The sequence below is a fragment of the Haoranjiania flava genome, from assembly GCF_025631005.1.
GTDB classification, from domain to species: Bacteria; Bacteroidota; Bacteroidia; order Chitinophagales; family Chitinophagaceae; genus Haoranjiania; species Haoranjiania flava.
In genome coordinates, this window is the sequence record NZ_JAOTPL010000015.1 from 1 (window position 1) to 12672 (window position 12672).

Genomic DNA, 12672 nt, shown 5'->3' on the forward strand with positions numbered 1-12672 from the left:
GTATTTTTAGTTCGCCGCTTTGCGGCTGTTTTTAATGGTCGCATGGAATAGCCTTATTCATCCGCGGTTGGTATGCAACCTTGCTTATGGCTATTTCATGTGTATATTTTTTCTTTATGGTCACATGGAATAGCCTTTATTCATTTGCGGTTGGTATGCAACTTTGCTTATGGTTATTTCATGATGTATGTTTAATGATGATTCAATGCCGCAACTTGTTCCGGCTGATGTTTGTGCCTGAAGAATACCGCAAATAAAACGGTTACTACCAAAGCATAGGCCGCGAACAACAACCATATTTCCTGCCACATTTTATCACCTCCCGGCAATGTGTAATATTTTTGAATGATCACACCGCTGAGCCAGCTGCCGAGCACAGCGCCGAAGCCGTTTGTCATCATCATAAACAATCCCTGCGCGGAAGAGCGGATCTTAGCATCCACGCTGGTTTCTACGAATAAGGAACCGGAAATATTAAAGAAGTCAAACGCCATACCGTATACAATGCACGATAAAATGATCATCCACAAACCACCTGCAGGATCGCCGTAAGCAAACAAACCAAAGCGCAATACCCATGCGATCATGCTGATGAGCATTACTTTCTTAATGCCGAATCTTTTCAGGAAAAACGGTATCGCCAGGATAAAGAGTGTTTCCGATATCTGTGAAATAGCCAGTATCACCGTTGAGCGTTCAACGATCACTGAATTGGCATATTGCGGATCTTTGGCAAAGTCTGACAGGAATGTATCGCCATACATATTTGTCAGTTGCAACGCAGCGCCCAGCAGCATGGAGAACAGAAAGAACAATGCCATTTTGTAATTGCCAAACAGTTTAAAAGCATTCAGCCCCATAGCTTCTGCAAATGAAGTTTGCCCGGTGTTTTTATTTTGTGGCGGGCATTTGGGCAGGGTAAATGCATAGAGGCCTAAGCCTATGGCTGCTACACCGCCTATCAGGAACTGGTTAGCCGTAGCCTTATTGTCTGTAAGATTGGTAAACACCATCGCTATGATAAACCCGACAGTGCCCCACACGCGGATGCGCGGGAAAACTTTTACCAGGTCATAATCCCTGCTCTTTAAAACAGAGTATGAAATGGAATTGGAAAGCGCGATCGTAGGCATGTAAAAGATCATGGCAGCAAGCATGGCGTAGAAGAACATTTGCGGATCATCAATGCGCATGATCCAGATAAGCATTGTGCCATAGAGTATATGAAGAATACCGTATAGTTTCTCTGCATTGATAAAGCGGTCGGCAATAATGCCCGTAAGCGCGGGCATGAAAATAGAAGCAATACCCATTGTAGAGAAAACCAGCCCGAACTCAGCCACGTCCCACTGCTTATGCTGAAACCAGTAAACACCAATTGTTATCAGCCATGCCCCCCCAAACGAAAAGCTGGAAAAAACTCATTACGGTAAGACGCAGTTTAATGTTCATATACACGCATTTAAATGTGAAGCAATTTAATATTTTCTATTGATTTCTTTTAAATATTTTACACATGCTCATCCTGTACAGCTCGTTGATGTCCGGCGAAATGTTGAAGTAGATCAGCCCGGGTGCAAAAAGTATAAGAAAAGTAATCGACCTGATAAATGTGTCCATATAAAGATTGCCTGCATAAGGTATGTTACAGGTTATCAGCAGGGCTGCAATGCCCAGGGCCAGCACTATCAGCGTCTTTGGGGTGAATGGCTGCATCTTCAGGAACCTGTAGATAAATATAAACCGCAAAAGGTTGTAGCCAAACATGGTAAGCGCGCTGCCCAGCGCGGTGCCCGTCATCCCGAACTTCTTAGTGAGTAAATAAGTGATGCCAACGGAAAAAATGATGAAGATGATATTGGTATAGAAATCTGTTTTCCAGTATTTTGAAAAACCAAGGATAAGATTATTCAGGCCCATCATCAGGTCAAGCAGCTTGCCGATGCCGAGGATGAGGAATAATAATTTTACCGGCATAAACTCTTCGCCCATAAAGCGAACAAGGTTGTCCAGGTTTGGAAATATCAGCCCGAAAATAAAGAGGCCTGCTGCCAGTAAGTTAATGGAGCTTTTCCGGTAAATAGTCCTGATGTTTTTTACATCGTTCCGCTTCCAAGACTCAGAAATGGTAGATGAGCCAATGCCCATCATGCTTCTTTGCGGCACTTCCATCACTGTCACCAGATAGGTTGGGATAGAGTAGATCAATGCTTTGCCCAGGCCCCCTTCCACTACGCTGGCTATCATCAGCAGGTCCATTGTCCGGGGTAATATCTGGAAAACACCGCCCGTGAAATGATACACGGTAAAGGTCAGCATCTTGGAATACAGCTTCCTGGTAACACTGCTTATCCGTGTCTGTATCTTTATCCTGCCGTCTTTGAAAACAACATAAGCCAGGTAAGCCGCCGCGGGAAAATAAATAAGCGTGTAGAGTATAAAAAATGTGTCAATGCTGATCCAGCCGAGGTAAAAAATAACGATGGCAATTAAGGCAAAAACCCGCAACATTACCTCCTTTACAAAGTTTGAAACCACCGTTTTCTGCAGCATCCAAGCAAATGCTTCAAACAGGTTGAAGAAGATCATGGAGATGGTGAGCGGTATCACCAGCCGGAAATGCTGGATGAACAGCGCGGAGTTCCTGGAAAATTTTCTGGCAAAAAAATCTTCAAAAACAAAAATACAAATCGTTAGCAGTACAGCGCCGGCAGTGCAAACCAGGATGACAATAAACGGCAGATCATTCTGCTCTTTTTTTAAATAGGTATGATGAAACGGGTAGAACTTTATAAACGTGGTGAGCGAACCCATGGCAGCTATCACTGCGAATAAATTGCCAAAGTCCAGGAAAAGCCTGGTAAGCCCTGATTCATCTAAAGTAAAAAAACCGAATTTGGGCGTAAGCAAAACCAGGAGATTCAATGCGCCGATAGCAAAGCCGATATAAGTAAAAATGCTGGAGTAAATACTTTGCTTTCTGATAATGCCCATGAGTGCCTGTTGCTTTCGTAGAAACAAATGTAAGAACAAATAGTTATTACCTGCCAATAATTTATATTTTTGACAGATGGATATTAAGGATTTCCTGGACAGGAAAACGGCGCAGTACAACCAGCCCGCTTTTATTGAGCAAGACCCCGTCTGCATCCCGCACCTGTTTTCTCAAAAGCAGGATATAGAAATTGCAGGCCTGTTTGCTGCGGTATTTGCCTGGGGCAACCGCACCATCATCATCAATAAGTCAAAAGAGCTGATGCAACTGATGGACCATGCGCCTTACGATTTTATTGTAAACCACCAGGAAAGGGACCTGGCGCGCATGCTGCATTTCAAGCACCGCACATTCAACCCTACAGACCTGCTGTACTTTATTGCGTTGCTGCAACAGCATTATACAAGGCATTCATCCCTGGAAGCCGCATTTCTGCCGCCGGATTACAGCAAAGAAGATTTCAGCGCCAGGGAGGGGCTTATTTACTTTCACCATTATTTTTTCTCCCTGGAAGATGCCCCTCAGCGCACCAGGAAGCATATTTCCACGCCGCTGAATAACTCTACCTGCAAACGGCTTAACATGTTTCTGCGGTGGATGGTAAGAAAGGATAACTGCGGCGTAGACTTTGGCATCTGGCAAAACATTGCCCCCGGAGACCTGCTCTGCCCGATAGACCTGCACGTAGCCAGGGTTGCCAAAAAACTGGGCCTGCTGCACAGGAAACAGACCGATTTCAATGCCTGCCTGGAGCTTACGCAACACCTGCGCACCTTTGATCCGGAAGACCCTGCCAAATACGACTATGCACTGTTCGGGCTGGGTGTGGTGGAGAAGTATTATTGATGTTTTAGTCCAAAACACGATAAATATCATATTTTGTTAGTTTTTTAGGGTATACCTTTGCGGTTCAAATTTAAACATCAAATGAACTGGATAATTGATCTCTTCAACAACCATGAAAGTGTGGCGTACACGGTTATTATTTTTGCTATCACCATTGCCATTGGGGTGGCATTGGGCAAGGTGAAAATATTCGGCGTTTCTCTGGGAATTACCTTCGTTTTGTTCACCGGCATTGCCATATCGCACTTTGGTTTCACGGTAAATCCGGAAGTTCAGCATTTTATAAAAGAATTTGGCTTAATATTATTTGTGTATACCATCGGGTTACAGGTAGGGCCGGGTTTTTTTGCCTCGTTTAAGAGAGAAGGCCTTAAGCTGAACTTCATAGCGCTTATCATCATCCTTACAGGTGTAACTGTTGTTATCTGCCTGCACTATTTTGCCAATACAGACATTGTAACGCTGGTAGGCATCATGTCGGGAGCGGTTACCAATACACCGGGGCTGGGCGCTGCACAGCAGACAGTTGCCGAGATCAGGCCGGAGCTGGGCGTGAACCTGCCTACAGGTTATGCCATCGCTTACCCCTTTGGCGTGGTAGGCATTATACTGGTAATGTTGCTGTTCAGAACTGTGTTCAGGGTAAATGTAAATGCCGAAGCAAGGCTGAATGCCTGGAAAAGAGCTGCCAATACATCTTCTTTTAAAAGAATAACTTTGGAAGTGAAGAACCCCAACCTGTTTGGTAAAGAACTCGGTGTATTGTGGAAAACATTGGATTTTAACTTTATAGTCTCCCGTATTTTCCAGGGAGAAGAGATCCGCACGGCGCGCAAAGAGATGATCATGAATGAAGGCGATATACTCCTTGTGATTGCCAGTTCTGAAAATATTGAAAAGGTAAAAAACCTGGTAGGTACCGAAAGCGATTTTGAAATGCTGGGTGATAAGCACAATTCCAAAAACGTTGTTTCAAGAAGAATAAACGTTTCCCAGCCAAAAGCTTACAGCCGTACATTGGGCAACCTACACATCATACCGCGCTACAACGTAACCATATCAAGGGTATACAGGGCAGGCATTGAGTTTATCCCGAATGCGAATACCAAGCTGCAATTCGGTGATACGCTTACTGTCATTGGCGAAGAAAAAAATATTGATGCACTTGCTGCAGACTTTGGCAATAAAAAGAGCCTGCGTACGCCGCATATTGCCGAATTATTCCTGGGCATCACATTGGGTGTACTGGTAGGAAGCATACCATTAAGCATACCGGGTGTACCCGTACCCATAAAGTTAGGCCTGGCCGGCGGCCCGTTGATCGTGGCGATACTTATCAGCCGTTTTGGAGGCAAGTTCTCTGTAACGCATTATGTATCTCAAAGCGCTAACTTAATGGTGCGCGAGATCGGTATTGTGCTCTTCCTGGCTGCTGTAGGATTGGGGGCGGGCGCCAATTTCGTAAGAACCCTTACGGAAGGAGACGGGCTTATCTGGCTGCTGATGGGCATTGGCATTACCCTGATTCCTTTACTTACTGGCGGGTTGATTGCACGTATCGTTTACAAGCTCGACTTCCTGGAGATATGCGGTGTGTTGGCAGGAGCTTCTACTGATCCGCCTGCACTGGCATTTGCACACCAGACAACGAATTCAGACAGCCCTGCGCTTACTTACGCTGCAGTTTATCCTTTTACAACACTTATGCGTATTCTGATGGCCCAGCTACTGATATTGTTGTTTATTTAAAGTCATATAAATATAGGTTGAATCTGCCGGCTTATGCCGGCAATTTTATTCTTGCTCTTCCGCTTCTTTTAAAGACACCAGTATTTTATCAATACGCAGCCCGTCAAGGTCAAGTACTTCAAAGTCGTAATTGTCCCAGCTGATCTTTTCGCCGGCCTGCGGCAGGTAGTTCAGTTGTTCCAGGATAAAGCCGCCCAGCGTATTGAAAGAACCTTTCGGCGCTCTTTGCTCAGGTATATCAAACTCTTGAAGGAATACAAAGAAGGGAAGTTGTCCGTCTGCCAGCCAGCTGCCGTCCTTGCGCTGAACGATTTTGTATTCGTCCATATCTTCTTCCGTATCGGTATTTATCAGCGTATCGAGCGCATCGTCAATACTAATCATTCCCTGGATGGAGCCATACTCATCGGCAACAATGGCATGGTGTGTTTTCTTCTCTTTAAACTTATCCAATACTTTATACACGGGCAATGTTTCTGCCACGATCAGGGCGGGCCTGATGTATTCAGCCAGGTTAAAGCTTTCATTGCTGATGCTTTTCGGGAAAATATCTTTCAGGCGTACAATGCCTTTGAGATCGTCTAACTCTTTATCACTAACCGGGTATACGGAATGCAGTTTTTCTCTTGCTTTTTGTTTAATGGAATCCAGGCTGTCATTGATATCTACCCAAACGATATCTTTCTTCGGCGTCATCAGCTCGCTTACTTTCCTGTCGCCCAGGAAAAACACGCGGTCAATAATGCTTTGTTCTATTTCCTGTATGTCGCCATGCTCTGCGCCGAGTTTGATCATAGCCTTTACTTCTTCCTCGCTCACACTGTTGTCTTGCTTGTTTTTCAGCCCCAGGATCTTCAGCATCACCTCATTGGTGCCGGTCAGCAACCAGATAAAAGGTTTGGCGGCTTTGGCTATGAAGTTCATGGGAAACGCTACCACTGCAGATATTTTCTCCGGGAACAGCATACCTATTCTTTTGGGCAGCAGTTCTCCAAACACAATGCTCAGGTAGGTAACCATGATTAGTATTAATACTGATGAGACACTGGCTGCATAAGGCCTGAGTGCATCTATACGCTCAATCACCGGCTGCACATAGCGCGACAGTTTCTCACCACTCAGCATACCTGTAAGCAGGCCGATGAGTGTAATGCCAATTTGCACCGTAGATAAAAAGCTGTTGGGGTTAGCTGCCAGCTCCAGCGCTTTCCTGGATTTTACACTTCCCTTTTTTGCCTTGCTCTCCAGTTTAAATTTCCTGGAAGATATAAGCGCTACTTCGCTCATAGAAAATATGCCATTCAGTAAGATCAATAAAAATATGATAATGAATTCCATAAGTATAGGTTTACTTTCAAGTACAACCAACCATTTCAAAAATCATTCCTCAATAAAAATAAAAAAAGCTGCTCCGCGGGAACAGCCTGTATACATACTTCTGGTAAGTTTTTAGAAGGGCAGATCATCTTCCACCGGATCACCGTTGGAGATAGATCCGGCCATATTGCCTCCGTTGGGCGGTGTACTCTCATTCCCGGAACCACTCTTCGACCCCAGCAACTGCACATTCTGTACGCGAAGCGAAAGGGAAGCGCCCTGCTTGCCTTCCTGGTTTTGATACACCCGCACATCGGGCCCGCCTTCTACGTACACCTGCGTACCCTTTTTCAGGTAAGGAGCAATGGCGGTCTTGTCTGACCAATAGGCGCAATCCACCCACACTGTTCTCTCTTTTTGTTCGCCTGTACTATCTTTAAATCTTTCTGTATGTGCAACGCTGAAATTTATTACATTGCGGCCATTGACGTTGTTTACAACAGCATCGCGGCCCAGGTTTCCAATGACTTGTAGCTTAATCATAATGCTTAGTTTTGTAATGTTTACAGCAAATTACATATAAAAAATTAAAATTCAAAAAAAACTTAACTTTTTTTGCTGCATGTAAGTTTCTGTCTTACACGGTTAATTATAGTGACCCGGGATTGTCGCGCATTTGTTTCAGCTTGCCGGAAGGCAGATGAATTTTAAAGCCCAGGTTCAGGCCGAGCCCGCTTTTGGCGCCATCGCCAAAATTGCCATTGTATTTTACCAAAGTTTCCAAGGCTACATTTGGTGTGATGAAATAAGCATAACCGGGCCCAAAGCCAATATTCAAGCCAATTGCATTGCCGGTAGAGCCTGCAATACCTGCGTTGGCTTCCGCGAAAAACCTGCCGTGGTTCAATAAATTGTTGATGCCTTTTTCACCGGGGTTAAAATAGTACCTTCCGAACCCGTTGATGGCATAATTAAAAATATTATTGCCTTTACTGCTGCCTGAAACGCGTGCAGTTTGATAGCCGAGATTGAACAGGCCGCCGATGGCTATATTATCTTCAATAAAGTAGCCCACCTGCGGAGAAAGGTTGATGCTGAAAGAATTACCACTGCCAAAACCAAAATCAATGTTGGCAAGTTGTGCGCCGATGAGCACATTTCCTTCTTCAAGCTGTGCCTTTGAAACGCCGATGCTGCATGCAAAAAGCAGCGCAGAGGCAAAGAGTATTTTTTTCATGTGTATATATTTTATTTTTCTTTATGGTCACATGGAATAGCCTTTATTCATTCGCGGTTGGTATGCAACTTTGTTTATGGTTATTTCATGTGTATATTTGTTAGTTCGCCGCTTTGCGGCTGTTTTTAATGGTCACATGGAATAGCCTTTATTCATCAACGGTTGGTATGCAACTTTGCTTATGGCTATTTCATGTGTTAATATTTAATTTTTTCTGTTTGCCACATGGAATAACCAAAACCTTAATCTTTATTATCATCCTCGGTTGGTAAAGATTCCTAATCTTTATGGTTATTTCATGTCGATTTTATTTTTCTTTATGGTCACATGGAATAACCAGCTTTTAGATCCCATACTCATTCCCGGTTGGTATAGACGGCTAATCTTCATGGTTATTTCATATACTTTTTATTTCACAATAAAAACTATTCCTATCGGGATTACCGGTTATTTCTACGATCAATGATAAGCAAATTTATTTCTTAGGATTGTTAAAATGCTGCTATCTGCATTACTTGCTGTCGTGTCCCGGACTTATTCACATATGTGATATTTTAATATTAAAATATCAATATTATTTCAGTCTCTGCTCATTAAAAAGATTATTTCCATTAAATTTGTTGTCAGAGATATTATTTATATACAATAAACCAGCATTATATGAAGAAAGTTTTCATCGGAAGTTTTATTATAGCAGCCGGGCTGCTTGCATCTTGTGGCGGCAGCGATTCTCCACAGGCTACTGTGTCAGAAGCCCAGGCCGTTGCTGTGCCTACAGGTACCGTTTACGAAGTGGATACCTCTTTTAGTGTTATCAGTTGGAGAGCTACACATGCCGGCGGGCTTGCGCCGCGCTGGGGCACGCTGAGACTGAAAGACGGGTCTGTGTCTATTACTGACAGCGCTAATGTTAGCGGTGGTTCATTCAACATCAATATGAACACGCTTACAGTAGACCCAACTTCTGTAACCGAACCGGGGAAAAACTATATGGATCTTCAGAATCATTTAAAGAGCAATGACTTCTTCGGAATAGAAAAATATGCTGCATCAACATTTGAGATCACCACTGTGGCGCCTTATGACAGCGCACAGGCGCGTGCGTTGCTCAACGGCGCTACTAACATGGTTAGCGGCAACCTGAAGTTGAAAGACAGCATTATCAACGTTACATTCCCTGCTAAAATTGCCATTACAGACAGCGTGGTAACTGTTGATGCCAAGTTTAGTTTCGACAGGTCCAAATGGGGGCTGAACTATAAAGCTGAAGGCGATCCGCAAAACTGGATGATCAGCAAAGACATTGAGCTTGAGATCAGGCTGAGGGGTAAGAAAAAATAATTTTCCCATAGAATAAAGAGAGGTTGTATCATGTTGATGCAACCTCTTTTGTTGTAATCACAGCTTTAGATCTTTATTCGGTAATGCCGCCCAACCATTTTTCTGCTTCTTCCTCGCTCCATCCTTTCCTGTTTTTATAATCTTCGTACTGGTCTCTTTTAATTTTCCCTATGCCAAAGTATTTGCTTTGGGGGTGTGCTATGTACCAGCCGCAGACGCTGGATGCAGGGTACATGGCCAGGTTTTCGGTAAGCTGAATGCCTGTGTTCGCGGTTACGTCCAGCAGGTCAAACAGTTTGTATTTCTCCGTATGCTCCGGGCAGGCAGGGTAGCCGGGCGCGGGGCGAATGCCGGTATATTTTTCTTTGATCAGATCTTCATTAGTGAGTGTTTCATCTTTTACATATCCCCAAAGGTTTGTACGCACTTTGCGGTGCAGCATTTCCGCAAAAGATTCCACCAGCCTGTCAGACAATGCCTGCAGCATAATCTTGTTGTAGTCATCATGATCATCTATAAATCTTTGCAGGTGCGGCTCAATACCGTGGATGGTCACTGCAAATGCGCCGAGGTAATCACTCCCATATTCTGCAGGCTTTATAAAATCTGCCAGCGAGTTGTTGGGCTGGCCTGCTGCTTTTTTTACCTGCTGCCTCAGGCATTCCAGGTTAAAAACTTTATCGCCCATTGCTACGTGAATGGTATCCGGGGAAGTTCTTGATGCATGCATGAATCCAACAACGCCGGAAGCCGATAGCCACTTTTCTTCAATAATGCGGTCGAGCATCTGGTTGGCATCTTTAAAGAGCCTGGTTGCTTCGGTGCCTACAACTTCGTCTGTAAGAATGTCGGGATAGTTGCCATGTAGTTCCCATGAAATGAAGAATGGTTTCCAGTCTATGTAATTTCTTATTTCATTCAGGTCATGATCTGTGAAATTGCGGGTACCGATAAACGCGGGCTCAACAGGAGTGTAAGCGTTCCAGTCTATTTTTGCAGGATTGTTTTGGGCTTCTTTAAACGGTATATATTTTTTTACCGGTTGCTTATTGGCAAAGTCTTCGCGCAGTCCGGCGTATTCTTTTTGGATATCTTCAACGAAAGCTGTTCTGGTTTCATCGCTTAGCAGTTTACCTGCAACAGTTACCGACCGTGATGCATCCAGTACGTGTATTACACCATTGTCGTATTCAGGCGCAATCTTTACTGCCGTATGCATCCTTGAGGTAGTGGCGCCACCGATCATCAGCGGCTGCGTCATATTTCGGCGTTTCATTTCTTTAGCTACATTCACCATTTCATCCAGTGACGGGGTGATGAGGCCGCTTAACCCTACGATATTTGCATTTTGCTTTTGGGCTTCGTCTAAAATTTTATCTGCCGGTACCATTACGCCAAGGTCAATGATCTTATAGCCATTGCAGCCCAATACTACGCCCACAATATTTTTACCTATGTCGTGCACATCGCCTTTTACAGTGGCCAGTAAAATAGTGCCTCTTCCGGCTGTGTCTTCTTCTTTTTCTTCTTCAATAAAAGGCAGCAAATAGGCTACGCTCTTTTTCATTACCCGGGCGCTTTTTACTACCTGTGGCAGGAACATTTTTCCTGCGCCGAACAAGTCGCCTACCACGTTCATGCCGTCCATTAACGGGCCTTCTATCACATGCAGCGGTTTGGGGTACTTCTGCCTGGCTTCTTCTGTATCTGCATCAATAAATTCGGTGATGCCGTTTACCAGTGCGTGTTTCAGCCTTTCTTCCACAGGTGTGTTTCTCCAGGCATCATCTTTTTTCTGCACCTTGCCTTTGGCCTTGACGGTTTCGGCGTAAGTGATGAGTTTTTCTGTAGCTTCATTGTTTTCGTTATTGCGATTGAGTATCACATCTTCGCAAAGCGCCCGCAGCTCAGGTTCAATTTCATCATACACAATCAACTGCCCGGCGTTTACTATGCCCATATTCATACCTGCTTTGACGGCGTGCAGGAGGAATACGCTGTGCATGGCCTCACGCACGGTCTCATTTCCGCGGAAAGAAAAAGAGAGGTTGCTGACGCCGCCACTGATATTGGCTAAAGGATATTTTTGTTTAATAATGCGGGCGGCTTCGATAAAGTCTACGGCATAGTTATTATGCTCCTCAAGCCCGGTGGCAATGGCAAACACATTCAGGTCGAAAATAATATCCTGCGGCGGGAAGCCGATCTGTTCCGTAAGAATAGTGTATGCCCTGGAACATATATCTACCCTTCGTTGCAGCGTATCGGCCTGGCCTTCCTCGTCAAATGCCATAACTACTACGGCGGCCCCGTACCTCCTGCATATCCTGGCATGTTCTATAAAGCTGTCAATGCCTTCTTTCATGGAGATGGAGTTGACTACGCATTTTCCCTGCACACATTTTAACCCTGCCTGGATTATGTTGAACTTAGAGGAGTCTATCATTACCGGGATCTTGGCGATGTCTGGTTCGCTTTGCAGGAAGTTCAGGAAAGTGGTCATAGCTTTCTCCCCGTCGAGCAGGGCATCGTCCATGTTTACGTCAATGATCTGTGCGCCGTTCTCTACCTGCTGGCGGGCCACATCCAGCGCCTGTTCAAACTTGTTTTCCCTGATGAGCCGCGCGAACCGCTTTGAACCTGTAACATTTGTGCGCTCACCGATATTGATAAAATTGCTTTCCGGGCGAATGATCAGCGGCTCCAGGCCGGATAATGACAGATAAGATTTTGTTCTTTTCATTTTTATAACCACTAAGTTCACTAAGAATTACACAAGGCTCACAAGGTGCCATTTATAACTCTTCTGACTCCATCTTTAAAAAGTAATGTATTAAAATTTATTAGTAATCCTAATTTACAGTGTGATAATCTTAGATAAGTTAGTATTTGTGCCAAATGAATATCATTTAAAGATTCTACTGACTTAATTTCAACAACTAACTTATTCTCAATCAGGAAATCAACTCTGTATCCGATTTCAAGTTTGATTTCTTCATATATCAATGGCAACGTTTTTTGACCTGCGATATTTAAACCGGACTTCATAAGCTCATAATATAAGCACTCTTCATATGCGCTCTCTAATAATCCGGGACCTAAATGTTTATGAATTTTTAACCCGGTATTAAAAACAACCTTCGCTAATTCATTTTCATTCATAATTAGTGCTCTTTGTGCTTACTTT

General features: G+C 44.1%; 11 protein-coding genes. 4 read left to right on the forward strand and 7 right to left on the reverse strand.

What is annotated here, in order from left to right:
• Nucleotides 1-191: 191 nt before the first annotated feature.
• Both OD355_RS10140 and OD355_RS10145 read right to left on the reverse strand, forming a co-directional pair.
• Entirely contained in the window at nucleotides 192-1388 is a 1197-nt protein-coding gene (locus OD355_RS10140; RefSeq protein WP_317619115.1) for a nucleoside permease, read from the reverse strand.
• Between the two features lie 100 nt (nucleotides 1389-1488).
• Nucleotides 1489-2994: a lipopolysaccharide biosynthesis protein gene (locus OD355_RS10145; RefSeq protein WP_263038360.1), complete on the reverse strand. Its 1506-nt coding sequence runs from the start codon at nucleotides 2992-2994 to the stop codon at nucleotides 1489-1491.
• 76 nt (nucleotides 2995-3070) lie between these two features.
• Here OD355_RS10145 and OD355_RS10150 point away from each other — a divergent pair, with 76 nt between their 5' ends.
• Nucleotides 3071-3841 (forward strand): TIGR02757 family protein, encoded by a 771-nt coding sequence (locus OD355_RS10150; protein ID WP_263038361.1) that lies wholly within the window; start codon nucleotides 3071-3073, stop codon nucleotides 3839-3841.
• A gap of 81 nt (nucleotides 3842-3922) precedes the next feature.
• Complete coding sequence (locus tag OD355_RS10155) at nucleotides 3923-5590, forward strand: putative transporter (RefSeq protein WP_263038362.1); 1668 nt, start codon at nucleotides 3923-3925, stop codon at nucleotides 5588-5590.
• Nucleotides 5591-5635: 45 nt separating this feature from the next.
• Here OD355_RS10155 and OD355_RS10160 read toward each other — a convergent pair whose 3' ends face one another.
• The 3 genes from OD355_RS10160 to OD355_RS10170 form a co-directional block, all read right to left on the reverse strand.
• Complete coding sequence (locus OD355_RS10160; protein ID WP_263038363.1) at nucleotides 5636-6928, reverse strand: hemolysin family protein; 1293 nt, start codon at nucleotides 6926-6928, stop codon at nucleotides 5636-5638.
• A 111-nt stretch (nucleotides 6929-7039) separates the two neighbouring features.
• The gene (locus tag OD355_RS10165) at nucleotides 7040-7450 is read right to left on the reverse strand and encodes a single-stranded DNA-binding protein (RefSeq protein WP_263038364.1); all 411 of its coding nucleotides are present in this window, start codon (nucleotides 7448-7450) and stop codon (nucleotides 7040-7042) included.
• Between the two features lie 106 nt (nucleotides 7451-7556).
• Nucleotides 7557-8144, reverse strand: a complete 588-nt coding sequence (locus tag OD355_RS10170; RefSeq protein ID WP_263038365.1) for a porin family protein — start codon at nucleotides 8142-8144, stop codon at nucleotides 7557-7559.
• A gap of 49 nt (nucleotides 8145-8193) precedes the next feature.
• Here OD355_RS10170 and OD355_RS13970 point away from each other — a divergent pair, with 49 nt between their 5' ends.
• Together OD355_RS13970 and OD355_RS10175 are read left to right on the forward strand one after the other, a co-directional pair.
• Nucleotides 8194-8289, forward strand: coding sequence for a sortase B protein-sorting domain-containing protein (locus OD355_RS13970; protein WP_382303484.1), 96 nt, complete (start codon nucleotides 8194-8196; stop codon nucleotides 8287-8289).
• 515 nt (nucleotides 8290-8804) lie between these two features.
• On the forward strand, nucleotides 8805-9485 hold the full coding sequence (locus OD355_RS10175) for a YceI family protein (protein WP_263038366.1): 681 nt from the start codon (nucleotides 8805-8807) through the stop codon (nucleotides 9483-9485).
• A gap of 73 nt (nucleotides 9486-9558) precedes the next feature.
• Here the strand turns inward: OD355_RS10175 and metH are convergent, their stop codons facing one another.
• Both metH and OD355_RS10185 read right to left on the reverse strand, forming a co-directional pair.
• Nucleotides 9559-12228 (reverse strand): methionine synthase, encoded by a 2670-nt coding sequence (gene metH / locus OD355_RS10180; RefSeq protein WP_263038367.1) that lies wholly within the window; start codon nucleotides 12226-12228, stop codon nucleotides 9559-9561.
• A gap of 38 nt (nucleotides 12229-12266) precedes the next feature.
• Nucleotides 12267-12647 carry a GxxExxY protein gene (locus tag OD355_RS10185; protein WP_263038368.1) on the reverse strand — a complete coding sequence of 127 codons (381 nt, stop codon included), beginning with the start codon at nucleotides 12645-12647 and terminating at the stop codon, nucleotides 12267-12269.
• Between the last annotated feature and the right edge of the window lie 25 nt (nucleotides 12648-12672).

Bases quoted from the DNA above. Each gene is read 5' to 3' on its own strand.
- OD355_RS10185 (WP_263038368.1), bottom strand. From the start codon at position 12,647: ATGAATGAAAATGAATTAGCGAAGGTTGTTTTTAATACCGGGTTAAAA.
- metH (WP_263038367.1), bottom strand. From the start codon at position 12,228: ATGAAAAGAACAAAATCTTATCTGTCATTATCCGGCCTGGAGCCGCTG.
- OD355_RS10145 (WP_263038360.1), bottom strand. From the start codon at position 2,994: ATGGGCATTATCAGAAAGCAAAGTATTTACTCCAGCATTTTTACTTAT.
- OD355_RS10165 (WP_263038364.1), bottom strand. From the start codon at position 7,450: ATGATTAAGCTACAAGTCATTGGAAACCTGGGCCGCGATGCTGTTGTA.
- OD355_RS10150 (WP_263038361.1), top strand. From the start codon at position 3,071: ATGGATATTAAGGATTTCCTGGACAGGAAAACGGCGCAGTACAACCAG.
- OD355_RS10160 (WP_263038363.1), bottom strand. From the start codon at position 6,928: ATGGAATTCATTATCATATTTTTATTGATCTTACTGAATGGCATATTT.
- OD355_RS10155 (WP_263038362.1), top strand. From the start codon at position 3,923: ATGAACTGGATAATTGATCTCTTCAACAACCATGAAAGTGTGGCGTAC.
- OD355_RS10175 (WP_263038366.1), top strand. From the start codon at position 8,805: ATGAAGAAAGTTTTCATCGGAAGTTTTATTATAGCAGCCGGGCTGCTT.
- OD355_RS10170 (WP_263038365.1), bottom strand. From the start codon at position 8,144: ATGAAAAAAATACTCTTTGCCTCTGCGCTGCTTTTTGCATGCAGCATC.